At 35.8% G+C, this 16,324-nt stretch carries 16 protein-coding genes and 1 pseudogene; 15 read left to right on the top strand and 2 right to left on the bottom strand.

Annotation, left to right across the window (positions count from 1 at the left end; all coding sequences use genetic code 11):
* Positions 1-44: 44 nt before the first annotated feature.
* Positions 45-212 (bottom strand): annotated as a pseudogene (locus IGK21_RS08155) (DUF3042 family protein).
* 233 nt (positions 213-445) lie between these two features.
* On the opposite strand from IGK21_RS08155, the gene galE reads away from it, so the two are divergent.
* The 15 genes from galE to IGK21_RS08080 all read left to right on the top strand — a co-directional run bounded on the left by galE (position 446) and on the right by IGK21_RS08080 (position 15,233).
* Entirely contained in the window at positions 446-1,435 is a 990-nt protein-coding gene (gene galE / locus IGK21_RS08150; RefSeq protein ID WP_181915054.1) for a UDP-glucose 4-epimerase GalE, read from the top strand.
* Positions 1,436-1,442: 7 nt separating this feature from the next.
* Positions 1,443-2,927 carry a UDP-glucose--hexose-1-phosphate uridylyltransferase gene (gene galT / locus IGK21_RS08145; RefSeq protein WP_034698357.1) on the top strand — a complete coding sequence of 495 codons (1,485 nt, stop codon included), beginning with the start codon at positions 1,443-1,445 and terminating at the stop codon, positions 2,925-2,927.
* Positions 2,928-2,965: 38 nt separating this feature from the next.
* On the top strand, positions 2,966-3,946 hold the full coding sequence (locus tag IGK21_RS08140; protein WP_010718851.1) for a LacI family DNA-binding transcriptional regulator: 981 nt from the start codon (positions 2,966-2,968) through the stop codon (positions 3,944-3,946).
* A gap of 131 nt (positions 3,947-4,077) precedes the next feature.
* The gene (gene tsaB / locus IGK21_RS08135; protein ID WP_010718852.1) at positions 4,078-4,800 is read left to right on the top strand and encodes a tRNA (adenosine(37)-N6)-threonylcarbamoyltransferase complex dimerization subunit type 1 TsaB; all 723 of its coding nucleotides are present in this window, start codon (positions 4,078-4,080) and stop codon (positions 4,798-4,800) included.
* The gene (rimI, locus tag IGK21_RS08130; RefSeq protein ID WP_010737793.1) at positions 4,784-5,323 is read left to right on the top strand and encodes a ribosomal protein S18-alanine N-acetyltransferase; all 540 of its coding nucleotides are present in this window, start codon (positions 4,784-4,786) and stop codon (positions 5,321-5,323) included. Before tsaB ends, rimI (IGK21_RS08130) begins: the two co-directional genes overlap by 17 nt.
* Before the next feature lie 9 nt (positions 5,324-5,332).
* Complete coding sequence (rimI, locus tag IGK21_RS08125) at positions 5,333-5,800, top strand: ribosomal protein S18-alanine N-acetyltransferase (protein ID WP_063627253.1); 468 nt, start codon at positions 5,333-5,335, stop codon at positions 5,798-5,800.
* Entirely contained in the window at positions 5,797-6,825 is a 1,029-nt protein-coding gene (gene tsaD / locus IGK21_RS08120; RefSeq protein WP_010718855.1) for a tRNA (adenosine(37)-N6)-threonylcarbamoyltransferase complex transferase subunit TsaD, read from the top strand. The genes rimI (IGK21_RS08125) and tsaD overlap by 4 nt, the downstream gene beginning before the upstream one ends.
* A 493-nt stretch (positions 6,826-7,318) precedes the next feature.
* Positions 7,319-7,900 (top strand): hypothetical protein, encoded by a 582-nt coding sequence (locus IGK21_RS08115; RefSeq protein ID WP_010718856.1) that lies wholly within the window; start codon positions 7,319-7,321, stop codon positions 7,898-7,900.
* Positions 7,901-7,931: 31 nt separating this feature from the next.
* Entirely contained in the window at positions 7,932-8,600 is a 669-nt protein-coding gene (locus IGK21_RS08110) for a class D sortase (RefSeq protein ID WP_034698559.1), read from the top strand.
* Between the two features lie 212 nt (positions 8,601-8,812).
* Positions 8,813-9,667, top strand: a complete 855-nt coding sequence (locus tag IGK21_RS08105; RefSeq protein ID WP_051641758.1) for a hypothetical protein — start codon at positions 8,813-8,815, stop codon at positions 9,665-9,667.
* Between the two features lie 19 nt (positions 9,668-9,686).
* Positions 9,687-10,484 carry a YveK family protein gene (locus tag IGK21_RS08100; protein WP_034698350.1) on the top strand — a complete coding sequence of 266 codons (798 nt, stop codon included), beginning with the start codon at positions 9,687-9,689 and terminating at the stop codon, positions 10,482-10,484.
* Positions 10,485-10,512: 28 nt separating this feature from the next.
* Entirely contained in the window at positions 10,513-11,181 is a 669-nt protein-coding gene (locus IGK21_RS08095) for a CpsD/CapB family tyrosine-protein kinase (protein ID WP_025480509.1), read from the top strand.
* An 81-nt stretch (positions 11,182-11,262) separates the two neighbouring features.
* Positions 11,263-13,092 (top strand): polysaccharide biosynthesis protein, encoded by a 1,830-nt coding sequence (locus IGK21_RS08090; protein WP_438719191.1) that lies wholly within the window; start codon positions 11,263-11,265, stop codon positions 13,090-13,092.
* Between the two features lie 79 nt (positions 13,093-13,171).
* On the top strand, positions 13,172-14,452 hold the full coding sequence (locus IGK21_RS08085; RefSeq protein WP_034698344.1) for an O-antigen ligase family protein: 1,281 nt from the start codon (positions 13,172-13,174) through the stop codon (positions 14,450-14,452).
* Positions 14,445-15,233 (top strand): glycosyltransferase family 2 protein, encoded by a 789-nt coding sequence (locus tag IGK21_RS08080; RefSeq protein ID WP_034698341.1) that lies wholly within the window; start codon positions 14,445-14,447, stop codon positions 15,231-15,233. Before IGK21_RS08085 ends, IGK21_RS08080 begins: the two co-directional genes overlap by 8 nt.
* Before the next feature lie 92 nt (positions 15,234-15,325).
* On the opposite strand, the gene IGK21_RS08075 is transcribed toward IGK21_RS08080, so the two are convergent.
* Positions 15,326-16,027 carry a Crp/Fnr family transcriptional regulator gene (locus IGK21_RS08075; RefSeq protein ID WP_010718864.1) on the bottom strand — a complete coding sequence of 234 codons (702 nt, stop codon included), beginning with the start codon at positions 16,025-16,027 and terminating at the stop codon, positions 15,326-15,328.
* Between the last annotated feature and the right edge of the window lie 297 nt (positions 16,028-16,324).

Below are 16,324 nucleotides of genomic sequence, written 5' to 3'. Positions count from 1 at the left end.
TCTTTGGGTTATAAAAGGGATGATTTTCTTGAATCGTTTAAAGATTAGCGAGCTACACGTTTACGCATCGCTTTTTTACGATTTTCTTCGATCATTGTTTCTTTTTCATCAATGGGATCGATTACTGTTTTTTTAACTCAAGCTACCAATCCAGCAACAGCTGCCGCTGTTGCAAGACTACCGACTAAAATTCCAGATACAAATTTTTTCATTAAATCCACCTCGTTTATTAGTTGTTGCTTCTATTATGTAACAAATTGAAAAAAAAGGCTAGTCTGACGTCTATTTATTGGAAACCTTTACAAATTTTCCTTGAAAATATTTACTAAATGTTTTATTATAAATTTACTAAATAAATAGCAAAGGCAACAGAAACAAAAGGGTCATAGTTTCAAACGATTCAAAACGTACTTTTTGCTGCTTTTGTAAAAAAAGGAGTGTTTTCATGGCAATCTTGGTATTGGGTGGCGCAGGTTATATCGGTTCACATGCTGTTGATCGGTTGATCAATCAAAACTATCAAGTGGTAGTAGTGGATAATTTATTAACGGGGCATCAAGCAGCAATTCATCCTAAAGCACAATTTTACAAAGGTGACATTCGGGATAAATCTTTTTTACAGTCTGTTTTTGAAAAAGAAACGATCGAAGGAGTCCTTCATTTTGCAGCTAGTTCATTAGTGGGAGAGTCTGTTGAGAAACCATTGAAGTATTTTAATAACAATGTCTATGGTATGCAAATATTGTTAGAAGTGATGCATGAATATCATGTGAAGAATATTGTCTTTTCATCTACAGCAGCCACTTATGGTGAACCTACAGAATCACCAATTACCGAAGCAACTCCTACGAATCCAAAAAATCCGTACGGTGAAAGCAAATTGATGATGGAAAAAATGATGAAATGGTGTGACCAAGCCTATGGCATGCGATATGTAGCATTGCGTTATTTCAATGTAGCAGGTGCAAAAGCAGATGCATCGATTGGGGAAGATCACACACCAGAAACGCATTTAGTTCCTATTATTCTCCAAGTAGCTCTAGGTCAACGTGATTCTTTGGCGATTTACGGTGATGATTACGATACACCCGATGGAACATGCATCCGAGATTATGTTCAAGTGGAAGATTTGGCTGATGCCCATATCTTAGCTTTAGAATATTTAAGCGCGGGGAATGAAAGTAACTTCTTTAATCTAGGGAGCAATCAAGGCTACTCCGTCAAAGAAATGCTTGAAGCGGCTAGAGAAGTAACAAATCGAGAAATTCCAGCTAAGGTGGCACCACGTAGAGCCGGAGATCCAAGCCGGTTGGTCGCTTCCAGTGCTAAAGCTGAAGAAATCTTAGGTTGGCGACCAGCTTACACAGATGTAAAAGAAATCATTAAAACAGCCTGGGTTTGGCATGTGAGTCATCCCCATGGTTATGAGGAGTAGAGAGAAGATGACAATCAGTCAAACGATTTGTGATTTTACGACACTAGCAATTGAAGCTGGTGGCTGGATGGAAATGGATCGAATTTATTTACAAAATCGAATTTTGGGAATGATCGGCGAAGAGGCTTTGGAAAACACTGAAGTGCGCCCTGTTTCAGAAGAATCGGTGGTGTTACTTGATCGGTTAGTCGAACAAGCCAAAAAAAATGAAGTGGTTACTGATTTACCTGCTGAAATCGAAATCTTTGAAGCACAATTAATGGATTTTTTAACACCACCACCATCAGTAGTCAATGCGTTTTTTGCACAACATTACGCAACAAATCCAGAAGAAGCAACAGACTACTTTTATCAATTGAGTAAAAGAAATGATTATATCAAAACCAGAGCGATTGCGAAAAATATCAGGTATACGTATCCTTCAGAATATGGCGAATTAGAGATTACGATCAACTTATCCAAACCTGAAAAAGATCCTAAGCAAATTGCTGCCGAAAAACATGCCAAAAAAGTTGATTATCCTGAGTGTATGCTTTGTATGAACAATGAAGGCTATAAAGGACGTTTAAATTATCCAGCTCGCACCAATCATCGAATCATCAGAATGAATCTTGATGGGGAAAGTTGGGGATTTCAGTATTCTCCATATGCTTATTACAATGAACATTCGATCATCTTGTCAGAAGAGCATCGTCCTATGAAGATTACGAAAGAAACATTTTCACGTTTATTAAAAATCACAGAGGTTTTACCACACTACTTTGTTGGTTCAAATGCAGATCTGCCAATTGTTGGAGGATCGATTCTGTCACATGATCATTACCAAGCAGGGCGCCATGAATTTCCAATGGCTAAAGCTCCAATCGAACGATTAATCAAATTATCGGATTATCCTCAAGTAATCGCAGGTGTTGTCAAATGGCCGATGTCTGTCATTCGTCTGCAAGCGACGGGGAAAGAAATCCTAGTGGAAGCTGCTAATAGTATTTTAGAAAAATGGCATCAATATTCAGATCCCGCGGTAGCAGTGACGGCATTTTCTAAAGATGGTACGCCCCATCATACGATTACACCAATTGCTAGAAAACGCGAAAATTATTTTGAACTCGATTTAGTGTTACGAGATAACAATGTCTCTGACGAACATCCAGAAGGGATTTTCCATCCTCACCGAGATATCCAGCATATTAAAAAAGAAAATATCGGTTTGATCGAAGTCATGGGATTAGCTGTTTTACCACCTCGTTTAAAATCAGAAATGGCAGAAGTAGAAAAGTATTTGCTTGGACAAGAAAATAAGATAGCTGAGTATCACATGGAATGGGCGAAGGGCTTGAAAGCCGACCATCCAAATGTGACAACTGAAACAGTAACAGAGATCGTTCAGCAAGCTATTGGTAAAGTTTTTGCTCGTGTGTTGGAAGATTCAGGGGTATTCAAACGCGATACAAAAGGTCAAGAAGCTTTCCAACGCTTTACTGCAACGCTTTAAGAAGAATGCCCGAGTGGAATAGATAGGAGGAGAAACAAGTGGCAACGATTAAAGATATTGCAAAGTTGGCAGGGGTTTCTCCTGCTACTGTGTCAAGAGTCTTAAATGATGATCAGGAGTTATCAGTTAGCCTAGCAACGAAAAGAAAAATTTTTGAGGCTGCTGAAGAGCTGAATTACACGAAGCATCATAGAAACACATCGTTGAATCAAAAGTCGTTGCGTTTGATCCAATGGTACAATGATCAAGAAGAATTAGAGGATCTCTATTATCTTGCTATTCGTTTGGGAATAGAGAAAAAGGCAGAGGAATCAAATGTGACTTTGCTAAAGGAAACGTGGGACGCTATCAGTGATAGACCGACAAATGGAACGATTGCTCTGGGAAAATTCGATGAGCAGCAGTTGATTGAATTGAAGCAGACACAAAGCAATCTGTTATTAGTTGATTTTGATGGAACACCCTATAACATTAATTCATTAATCGTTGATTTTCAAACAAGTATCCAAAAAGTGATTGATTATTTTTTTAACCAGGATAAAAAAGCGATTGCAATGCTTGCTGGTAGGGAATACACCAAAAAAGGACATCAACGGATTGATGACCCAAGGATTGCCGCCTACCAACAAATCATGGCTGGTAAAGGATTGACTACAACGATCATTGAAGCAGATTTTTCAGTTGAATCTGGCTATCGGAAAGTCAAAGAATACTTAGATAGTGGACAGTATTCGTTTGAGGCGCTGTTTGCAGCAAATGATACACTAGCAATCGGCGCATTGAAGGCAATTAACGAAAAAGGTCTGAAAGTACCTGAGGATATCTCATTGATCGGATTCAATGATATTAGTGTAGCAAAATATGTTTCCCCAGCTCTTTCGACAGTCAAAGTTCACACGGAATGGATGGGGGAACTGGCGGTAGAGACCGTGTTACAAATGATGAATGAAAAAGCACCTGTTTCGAGAAAAATCATTGTAGAAACGGATCTTATCTTGCGTGAGTCTACAAAAAACTAAAGAACAAATCAAGAGAAAGTTGCGAATGATTGCAACTTTTTTTCTTTTTTTCTGAAATGAATTGTCTTTTTCTTAGCAAGAAGTATGCTACAATATAAAACGATAGAAGTTAGTAGAAAGGATGCATCAAAATGATTACATTAGGGATAGACACCGCTAATCAAACTTTAGCGATCGGCGTGATTGAAGATGATACTGTCTTAGGGCAAATCCAAATCAATAAACAGAAAAATCATAGCGTTAGTTTGATGCCGGCTATCGATCAATTATTCTCAGCACTCGGATTAGCACCAACCGCTATCGATCGAATTGCTGTTTCCGATGGACCAGGTTCATACACCGGTCTAAGAATCGGTGTAACTACTGCAAAAACACTTGCATATACATTGGGTAAAGAACTTGTGGGGATTTCAAGTTTACAAGCAATTGCTGCTAATTGCCGGAACGTAAATGGGTTGATCGTGCCTTTATTTGATGCAAGAAGAAAAAATGTTTATGCTGGTGTGTACCGAAGACAAAATGGAAAATTAGAAACAGTTCTTGAAGATGTACATATTTCAATTGAAGAACTGCTTAAGCAACTGTCTCAGTTCGATGAACCTATCTTATTTGTCGGAACAGATACGCAAAAATTTACGAATGAAATAAAGGAAGTATTACATGAAGCAGAAATAAATAAGGTGCTTGAATGGGATCTTCCTAATGGCTGTACGATTGCAACATTAGGGGCCAATCGTGAACCAGTAAGAGATTTAACCAATTTTGTACCACGTTATTTGAAAAAAGTAGAAGCAGAGGAAAAGTGGTTGGAAACCCACACTCCTGGAGACGAAAGATATGTTGAAAAAATTTAAAGCATATGCTAGAAGTTTATTCTATGAAAAAAAAGAATTTGCTACTAAGATAATTGAAAATCAAGGGAAAAGCTATCGAATAAAAGAGCTGATACCTCGAGATATCAAAGATTTATTATCGATTGAACGCCAGGTATACAATGGCGAATTACCATGGACAAAAAGTGCCTTCCTTTCTGAATTAAATTCACCTTTTCAAAATTTATACTTAGGAATACTAGACGGTGAACAGTTAATTGGATTTATAGGTGCGAGAATTTTTGGCTTGGATTGCCATATTACAAATATTGCGGTTATTCCTGTGTACCAACGAAGAAATATCGGTACATTGTTAATTGACGAAATTGAAAAATTTGCTATAATGAATCGCTGTGACACACTCTCTTTAGAGGTGAGAATGAGTAATCAAGATGCCCAAAGACTCTATCGGAAATTAGGATTTCAATCGAACAAAGTAAAAAAAGGGTATTATACCCAAACAAATGAAGATGGATTAGAAATGATCAAATATTTAGAAAAATGAGAGGTACAATTGATTTATACTAAGAATGACTTTGAAGATGAACAGTTAGCGTCTTGTTTATGGGCGCTTTGTGAGGAAGCATATGAACATGGTTCTCCTTGGACCAAAGACCAATTTTTAATGGATATCCAACAACCACATACGCAATATTACTTATTGGTGGAAAATTCGCTACTCCAAGGATTCATTGGTTATTCGAAAGTTATCGATGAGACGGAGATCACGAATATTGCTGTGGCAAAAAAACTGCAAAAAAAAGGGTATGCACGTCAGTTATTACGCTTTTTATTAGACCGAGAAAAACAAGCAGGAACATATAATGTTTATTTAGAAGTACGAACGTCTAACCTAGCAGCTCGTCATCTTTACCAATCAGAGAAATTTAGAGAACTAGGGAAACGAAAATCTTATTATCATGATCCAGTAGAAGATGCGATCATTATGAGTACAAAGTTAAAAACGGAGACGATGAAATGAAAGAAGAATTGATTCTGGCAATTGAATCAAGTTGCGATGAAACGAGTGTCGCAGTTGTGAAAAATGGTGATGAGATTTTAGCCAATGTCATTGCTTCACAGATTAACAGCCATAAAAGATTTGGCGGTGTTGTTCCAGAGGTAGCAAGTCGCCATCATGTAGAGCAAATCACCTTATGTATCGAAGATGCTTTGGCGGAGGCAGGCACTTCTGTTGAACAACTGAGTGCTGTAGCGGTTACTTATGGTCCTGGTTTAGTTGGTTCGTTACTGATTGGGATTTCTGCCGCTAAAGCTTTTGCTTGGGCGAACAATTTGCCTTTGATACCTGTGAACCATATGGCAGGTCATATTTACGCTGCACGCTTTCAAAAGCCTTTTGAATTTCCGCTACTAGCATTGCTTGTCAGTGGTGGACATACAGAGTTGGTCTATATGAAGGAAGACGGGAACTATCAAATCATCGGTGAAACGAGAGACGATGCCGCTGGAGAAGCTTATGACAAAGTTGGTCGTGTCTTAGGTTTGAGTTATCCAAGCGGAAAAGAAATCGATCAGTTAGCGCATCGTGGTGAAGATACCTACCATTTTCCAAGAGCCATGATTCATGAAAGTAATTATGATTTTAGCTTTAGTGGTTTAAAAAGCGCCTTTATCAATTTAGTACACAATGCCCAACAACGTGGAGAAACTCTTGATACAAATAATTTAGCTGCTAGTTTTCAAGCGAGCGTTGTGGACGTTTTAGTCAATAAAACTCTTCGTGCTTGTAACGAATACCCAGTCAAACAATTGATTGTAGCAGGTGGAGTTGCAGCCAATCAAGGATTGCGTGAAACACTCGAAGAGGCATTGAAAAAAGAACATCCAGAAATTGAACTGCTGATCCCTCCATTAAAACTTTGTGGTGATAATGCAGCAATGATTGGAGCAGCTGCGCATGTAGAGTTGAAACAAGCCAATTTCGCTGATCTTCGTTTAAATGCGAAACCTAGTGTGGTATTGAATCAAGGAGGAAATGAGTAAAATTCACCTTATTTTCGTATACATGGCAAGAGCGGTTGAGAAAAACTTACTTTGTAGTAAGTGAAATCGATTAATTAATGAAATATGAAAGTTAGAATATCATTTTTATTTTTACATCTATTAAAAAGTTTGGGACAATCTTTTATTTGTACCAAGCTTTTTTTGACTTAAAATTTCTAAATTTGGAAATTTTTGTTCTATTGTTCAAATCGTTATATTAATAAGAGATCTCGCGATAATATGGATTAGAGATTAAGAATACAAATGACGTAAATACTATGTTCTCAGTAAAATCGCTTATTATAATAACTATTTCTAAATAGTAATTGTTATTTCACAAGTAGTGATTTTATTACGATGGTTATTTGTTTTGAAGGCATTTATTTAATTGTCTTAAGAAATAACATATGCTAATATGGATGGTAGAAATGCTTTTATGTGTTATTTTTTAATGGTTGTTTAATTATTTTGATAGGAAAAGGAGAGTTAGAAGATGAAATATGTGTTACAGAGTATGGTTTTAATTTTATGTAGTTTCTTTTTTACGTCTTATGTTGATGCTGCCGGGGCGATTTCGCAAGATGAGCAAATGATCATCCAAGAATTGACTCAACCTATTTTAATTCAAGGCAAAGAATTTCAAATGCCTCAAACATATATTACACAAACTGAAAATTATTTAAAACAAAATGATTTATCCAAGTCACAAGTGGATACAGCAGTAAAAAATATCCAAAATGTGAAGCAAAAACTGACTAATTTAGACATTGATTTGTCATCGGTTCATACGATAAATGATTTAATAAAAATTATCCCTAGGGAAACAATTTTGGAAATTCAGCAATTGATTTCATCAACAGCGGATGCTTTAGGATTAGTCGTTTTAAGTTGGAATAAAGGGTATGTTGAGCTAGGCACACAAAACTCTGATGGCTCGATTTCAGCAGTGTTCAACTCGAAACAACCGATTAAACAAACGGGAACATTCCCTATCTCAAGCATTCTTGCAATTGGATGTTTAATGATGACTGCGACAGGTGCATTCATCGTAGGAAAGAAAGTCAAACTTGCATAAAAAAAAGAAAAAATTAAAAAGAATAGGCGGAATGATTTTTACCCCTATCTTTTTTTTAATCATGGGTTATTCGCTAATGTATATTATTGGGCGACCTGTCATTCAGTTTACGACTTCTTCCTTGCGATTGTTTCTGCTTTCGGATATTCCAAAATATGAAAAAAAGACACAACCATCAGCTAAAGGTATGTCAACTAGTGAGTTAGAAGAAAAACGGAAAACAATTGAGTTGGAAGGAGAGAACATTCCCTCCAGTAAAATCAATTATCCAAGAAGCGGGTATCAATATGGACAGGTTGATGTTGCTTCTGTAAATTTGAATGTGCCCTTATATTATGGAGACTCAGATGATATTTTACGAGAGGGTGCTGGACAATACATGGGGTCTGTGTATCCAGGTGAACATGGGACTACATTGATTGGTGGGCATAATAGTAGTGAATTTGGAAAATTAAGTGCTGTCAAAATTACGGATAAGATTAACATTTCCACTAGTTATGGTGAGTATGTTTACCAAGTATACGAAACAAAGATTTTAGATAAAAATGCGAAATTGATTAGTCAACTTCTAGTTCAAAAACAGCAAGGGAAACTGATTTTGTATACTTGTTATCCAGTCGATAGTATTGGAATGACGGATCAAAGATTATTTATTCTAGGCGATCTCATTAAGGGGCCAATGATCCAACCAGATAAATAATGAATTGAAAAATTGCGCTACTAATATGTTAAGCAAAACGCTTTGAAAAGAGGTGGATTTACCAAAAAAGAATCAAATGATCAATCGAATAATCGCTTGTTTGGCTCACTAAAAATGAAGTTAGTGGATAAAAAATTTCGAAGTGGGGCAATTTAAGCTGCAATGAGTTTGTGAAATTTTATGGTCTTTTCTTACATTTGGTAAAAATAGTTATGAAAAAAAGAAAACAATGGCGAAAAGTGCCAAAAATGATTCTTGCTTTTATCTGTTCGCTTAGTTTATTTGCAATTTTTGTCTTGGGCATTCTTAAGATTACTTTATTCAATCAAAATTTTATGATCCGTGCAGTGGAATCCTCACATTATGGGGAAACGATCACTAAAGAGATCAATCACACAATTGCTGATGTAGGAAGAGGTGCCAATATCTCCCAAAAATGGTTGAATCAGACAGTTTCAGAAAGCTTAGTAAATGATAATATCAAACAATATATTCATAGTATCTATGCTGGCTCAACCTTTCAATTAGAAGGGGAGAAGCAAATAGAAGAGACAGTCCAAAGCCAATTAGAAAGTTATGGAAAAGAAAAGAATTACCCAAGAAATGCAGAATTTGAAACCACAGTAAATAAACTAAAAAAAGTGAGTATTGAAACAGTTCGGCGTGATATCGAAATCCCTTATTTTGCGTTATACGGCAAAAAAATAATGGCTTATACATCCACCCTTAACCTGTTGCTCATTTTTGCAGTCGCTTTTTTTGGAATCTTATTTTCCGCAATCATTTCGCTTAACAAACCTTTCTTTCATTTAATTATACGTTACCTTGCTTATGTGATCGGTGGAGCTGGATTAATGGTAGGGGCTTTACCGACCTATTTGTATGTAACTCGATTGATTGAACGATTGGGTATTCATTCTGAAGCTCTATACTTATTTTTAACGACTTATTTGAAAAATTTTCTCTTTATGTTTATGAAATTTGGTCTTTTCAGTATCCTGTTGAGCTTGTTCCTATTTGGCGTAAGTGAGTTTTTCAGAAAGAAAATAGTTCGACGTGAAAAATAGAATAGAAAGGGGCGAAAAGATGGAAGCGGTTATTAATTTGAATGAGATACTAAGCTGGTTAAAAAAGCGGATACTGTTGATCATTTGTTCATTGATCGGCGGTTTCGCCGTTGCGACTGGAATAACTTATTTTGTTATTACACCAACATACAGTTCATCGGCTGAATTGATCGTTCAATCGAAAAACGAAATCGTCAACCATAATTTACAATCAGAAGTACATGCAAATGTACTCTTGATTAATACATATAAAGACATGATTTTAGGAGATATCGTACTTAATGAAGCAACCGAATACTTAGAAAATAAATTTGCTTATTACTTAACGAAAGATCAATTGAGAAAGAATATTCAGATTATTCAATCTTCAGATTCACAAATGTTCCATATCAAGGTGATGTCAGATGAAGCTGAAAAAGCTGCGAATATAGCAAATGTTCTTGCTTATACTTTTGAAGAAAAAGTAAAAGAAGTTTTAGACGTAAATAAAGTAACGATCACATCAATTGCGCAAGCAAATCAGCTACCGGTTTCACCCAATAAACGGTTGAATCTTTTTCTTGGTGCATTTTTAGGTTTACTTCTAGGGATCGGGATGGCTGTCTTGTTAGAAATATTGGATAAAACAGTAAAGGATGAGCATTTTCTCGCAACAATGGGGTATCCAGTCTTAGGGATAATTAGTGAAATGAGTAATAAGGAAATTGAAAGTGGGCAATCGATTCAACTCACAACATACTCTCGACAAGGAACTCATACACATAGACAACGAGCGCGTACACATCTAAGCAGAGAAAATCGGTTCACACGAAAATAGATGAGGAGACTAATACGTGAAAAATAATATGAAAAAAAAGGGTGTTCCTCTGATTAGTGCTAGTAAACAATCGTCCATGATCTCTGAACAGTATCGAACGGTTCGATCAAATATCCAATTTAGCTCATTTGATCAGGATATAAAGACAATCGTCGTTACTTCAGCAGGTCCAGAGGAAGGGAAGTCAACTGTTTCAGCGAATCTAGCGATTGTTTTTGCAAATAGCGGGAAGAAAACACTCCTAATTGATGCAGATTTAAGAAAGCCAAGTGTAGAAAGTACATTTCGTTCAACCTCGAACAGTGACGGACTAACTAACCTGTTAAAAAAAAGAAATGAATCAGCTTTCGTATTCATTCATGAAACAAATATTGCACATTTGTGGACAATGACCAGTGGACCAAAACCTCCCAATCCTTCTGAATTACTCGAGTCAAGCCGAATGAATGAAATCATTGATGAATTAAGCGTAAATTTTGATTTGATCATTTTTGATTTACCGCCTGTTGTGCCTGTGACGGATGCACAGATACTAGCTTCAAAAACAGATGGTACAATCATTGTCGTGAGAGAACGAAAAACGCTAAAGCAAGAATTGTTCAAAGCAAAGGAACTATTGACGATCGCTCAGGCAAATATCTTAGGGATTGTCTATAATGGAGTAAAGAAGTCGAAAGATATCAACTACTATTATTGAGGTAGTAGATGGTGTGTTAAAATGATTGAAAGAAAATGTTGATCAAGATCGTGCATATCAAGTACTAAAGAAGGTGATTTATTGATTAAACCAACTAGAAAAATCAAAGCGATTAGTTTGGTGCTACTCGATAGTTTTCTGATCATACTTGCTAATTACATCAGTTTTATATTTATGGTTCCATTTGTTATCATCAATAGAGATTATTTGGCAATAACACTCATTTCATCAGTTGTTTGTTATCTGTTCTATGGTGGAATCTTTAAAGTATTTACAAGAATCAATCGTTATACGAATCTTAATGAGTTGTTAGGGATCTTTGCGGCACTCACTTTTATGTTATTTTCAATTTTTCCTTTGTTTTACTTGTTTAACCAGGAGCTCATGTACCAGATTAGTTTGCGATTAGTTGTTTTTTCTTACATAATGGCACTTTTATTGATTGCTAGTAGTCGGTTAGGCTGGCGGGTCTGGGTTGAATTGAAAAATAAAAATGGTCGTTCGAATGAAAAAAAAGTACGAATCTTGATCATTGGTGCTGGAGAGGGTGGACAATTACTGTATCAAAGTTTTTTAGGTTCTCAAATTGTGAATAATATTGAAGTTGTGGGCTTTGTCGATGATGATTGTAACAAATGGGGAACTTATCTTTTAGGTAAAAAAGTACTGGGAAATACCCGTGAAATAAATCAATTGATCCAGACATTCCGTATCAATATGGTTACGATAGCGATTCCTTCGTTACCAAAAAAAAAGATCCAACAGCTTGTTCAATCCATTGAAAATAAGAATATCAAGGTAAATATGGTTCCCTCTTTTGAAGAAGTAGCTACCGGAAAAATCAATGTTTCGCAATTAAAAGAAGTAGATGTGATCGATCTATTAGGAAGAGAGGAAGTTTCCCTTGACCTAGAAAGTATCAGCTATCAATTAAAAGGACAAACGATTTTAGTAACTGGGGCTGGGGGCTCGATTGGTTCAGAGATTTGTCGGCAAGTTTTGGCATTTGAACCAGCAAAGTTGATTTTACTTGGACATGGAGAAAATTCGATTTATTCGATTCATCGAGAACTAACTACATTAGATCCTCAGAGGAAAGTAGAGATTCTACCAATCATTGCTGATATTCAAGATAGAGAACGCATCTTTTATTTGATGGAAAAATACCATCCCACGATTGTTTATCATGCAGCCGCACATAAGCACGTTCCGCTGATGGAATATAATCCCACAGAAGCAATTAAGAATAATATTAACGGAACAAAAAATGTGGCGGAAGCAGCTAAAAAAAATCATGTTAAGAACTTTGTGATGATTTCTTCTGATAAAGCAAATCGCCCACCAAATGTGATGGGAGCAACAAAAAGAATCGCAGAAATGTTAATCACAAGTCTGAACCAATCTGGTGAGACCAAGTTTTCGGCTGTCCGTTTCGGGAATGTACTTGGGTCTAGAGGTAGTGTTATTCCACTGTTTAAAGAACAGATTTTAAGAGGGGGACCGATCACTGTCACCGATTTTCGGATGACCCGCTACTTCATGACGATCCCTGAAGCGAGCAGATTAGTTATTCAATCAGGTGCATTGGCTAAGGGAGGAGAAATTTTTGTTTTGGATATGGATAAGCCGATCAAGATCGTGGATCTAGCTAAGAATATGATCCATTTGAGTGGTTATACAGAAGAAGATATCGAGATTGTTGAAACAGAGATACGTCCTGGGGAAAAATTATATGAAGAATTGCTATTAGAAAAAGAAAAGAAAGAAACGCAAATTTTTGAGAAGATTTTTGTTGGGGACATTAAAGGCTTTTCTTTAAAAGAAGTCACCCAGCTAATTGAACAGTTACCAGAAGATGAAAGCGAAGCAGCCAAGAAAGTTATAGCGTTTGCAAATGCTTCTAATGAATGAAGAAAAGATAGAAATGATGATTGGAAAAATAAATCAATCAGTGAATTTTTGCTGTTAAAGGCACACGGGGAGATAGAAAATGAAAACAATTGAAGCACATGGGTACTCATCAATTGATGAATTAACGAAAAGCAACCAAAAAATTTTAGGAAGGTTATTTTACCTATTGGGATTTACACTCTGTATTTCGCGTGTTTTTTTCGGGATCAATATGTCAATAAGTGATGTATTTATGGTGCTATTAGTTGGCTACCTTCTACTAATGAAAAAAGTGGTGTTCAGTAAACAATTAGTACTATTTTTTATTGGGGTTATTTGTTGGCGGTTATTGTCCACGATATTGTTAAGTTCATGGGTGGATACTTCTGTTTCGCTTTTTTCAGTCATCATGACGGGACAAAAATTTTTCGTCAATCTCCTTTATTTGATTCTAACGATCTCGATCCTTCATATAAATCCAGTGTTGAAAAAAGATTTTTTATCTGGGGTAAAAGTCGGAACACTTTTTTTTGGCTGTCTTAGTATGTTCATTTTTCTAGTAGCTCCAGCAAGTTTGAAATCATTTGTTTTGTTCGGTGATCTACGTTTGAAAGGATTCATGAATGATCCTAATTATTTTGCTTATCTTCAAACATGTGGCTACTGTATCTGGTACTTAAGACCATTTAAAGGTAAGTGGAAGAACCTGATTGCATTCATGGGTTATACATTCTGTATTTTGTTATCTGCTTCCAAAACAGGGGTTGTAGCGTTTTTAGTAATCAATTTGTTATTTCTAATTCAAAAATTATTTAGGAAAAATATCAACGTCAAACATCTTGTAATGACAATCATGACAGCGAGTGTATTGATTATCGGTACGCATTTTCTTTTTGCTGATTATGTAAGTAATTTAATTGCACGTTTTCTTTCCATTCCGCAATTTGTCCGATTTGAGGGAGTCTTCACTAATTTTTATGGCGCAATCGTTGCTGGAGGTTCCGGTAGAACAGAAGCTTGGAAAACAGCACAACTTTTGTTAACGCGGACTCATTTCATGGGTATCGGTTTCGTTGACTACTCTTCAGTTGCTTTATCAGTTAGTGGAAGCCCGACGATTGCTCATAATACTTTTTTACAAATAGCTGTTGAATGGGGAATAGTCCCAGCAATGATGGGAATGTTGTTGGTATTTGGTCAGTTTGTCAGAAAATTATTGCTGAAAAAATGGTTGCTGTGTCTCTTAATATTAGCGAATATTATTTTTTCTTTTAGTATTTCTTTACAAAATTCACGATTACTATGGATCTTAGTAGGTTTACTCGTTGTGAAAGAACAGGGATCTCTAGTAAATGGAAAAAAGGAGCAGTCAAATGATTAGTGTGATTATTCCCACTTTCAATGCAGAAAAATCGATTGAGCGAGCAGTCAATTCTGTACTAAGACAAAGCTATCAAGATTTTGAAATCATTATTGTCGATGATCGATCAACAGATCATACTTGGGAACTTTTAACGAAATTAAAAAAACAAGATCAACGTATCAGAATCTATCAAAACGCTAGAAATTCTAAAAGTGCTTATACTCGCAACCAGGCAATCAAACATGCACGGGGGAACTACATTATGCAACTAGATGACGATGATTATTGTCACGTGGAACGTATGGCAAAGCAAGTAGCGTTTTTGGAGGCTCATCCAGAATTTGGTTTTGTTGGCAGTAATGCCTATTTATGGGATCAAGAGGGTGTCTATGGTGAACGGATGGTCAAAGAACGACCTGAAATAAAAGATCTCTTGAAAACGAGTCCGTTCATCAATCCATCGGCTATGTTTAGAAAACACATCTTAGAATCTGTAGCGGGTTATCGAGTTTCAAAAGATACTGTTAGAGGACAAGATTATGACCTATATATGCGGTTATATGCGAAGGGACACAAAGGTTATAATTTACAAGAAAACTTAGTTTATTACTATCAAGATAAAGAGTATTATAAAAAAATTTCCTGGAAAAATCGCCTTGGGGAAAGTCGGTTGAAATATCGTAATTTCAAAGAATTACAGGTTGCTAAAGTTCATTATCTGTATGTCTTGAAACCACTAATAGCGATAATGATTCCTAGACACCTCCTATTTTGGCATCAGCACCGCAAACAAGGATGAAAAGGTTTCTTTGTCTCCTTTACAAATAAATCAGGCTTAGACAAAAAATAAAACATACTAAGATAAGGGCAGCCTCATCTTAGTATGTTTTTTTATTCTCTTAAAGCAGGCGTCACAGCAGTTTTACAAAAAGTAAACCGTTTCTTTTGGTAATCTAATAAACCAGAATCTTTTAACTGTTTGATTACTTGTCCAGCAGTCTCTCTCGTTGTCCCACTATTAACCGCTAATTCTTTTAGTGTGATAGGGTATGGAATTTCGACATGGCCATCTGTGGTTGGTATGCCAAGCTCTTCTTTTAAAATGAATAAGTTTTGTTTCACTCGATCAAAAGCGCTAGAAGTTAAACCGATCTGTATCCGCAGTTCGTGCATCGCTACTACTTTTGAGATTTTATGGATCATATAGAGTAATTGTTTTGGATTGTTTTTCGCAATTTTTTCATAACAAGATACTGGGAAAGAGAAAGTTTCGATGTCTGTCATTGCTTGAGCAGTGTATGAATAAATTCCTTCTTCAAAAATACCAGACATTGGGAAAAGGTTATTTGGATTGACATAATCATAATAATAATAAGTAGCACTTTCATCATATCGTTCTAGACGAACCAATCCTGATGTTAAAATGTAGAGACGTTGTCGTTCATCTCCTTCATCAAATAAAATTTGTCCTTTTTTATAAGAACGAAGGATCGTATGCTCTTTAATGAGCTCAAATTCCTCGTCAGTAAAGTTTTCAAAATCAGGTTGATAGCGTAACTTTGAAAAATGATAATCAATTCTATTTATACGCATAAAACTCCCACTCCTTACTTTCAGCTACATACTATATTGTGACTGGTTTTGGCTTAAATGTAAAGTTTTAACCTAGAAGAAAAATCATGGTTAAAAAAGCAATTTTATTCTTTGTGATCAGTCTTTTTTGTTATTATGAATAATTTATACAGATAGATTGCATAATTCTTTTTAATGATTGGTATTTTTGTATAAAAAACACAATTATTACATAAAGCAAGCGCTATCAACCTTGTGAAATATCGAAAAAGAAAATATTCAAAAATAATTTTTTAATGAATAAATATTTTTTTGAGA

Origin of the sequence: Enterococcus sp. DIV1421a (genome assembly GCF_051711025.1) — a bacterium.
GTDB lineage: Bacteria > Bacillota > Bacilli > Lactobacillales > Enterococcaceae > Enterococcus_B > Enterococcus_B hirae.
Note: the sequence above shows the minus strand (reverse complement) of the source record. Positions and strands in the feature narration are given on the sequence as shown.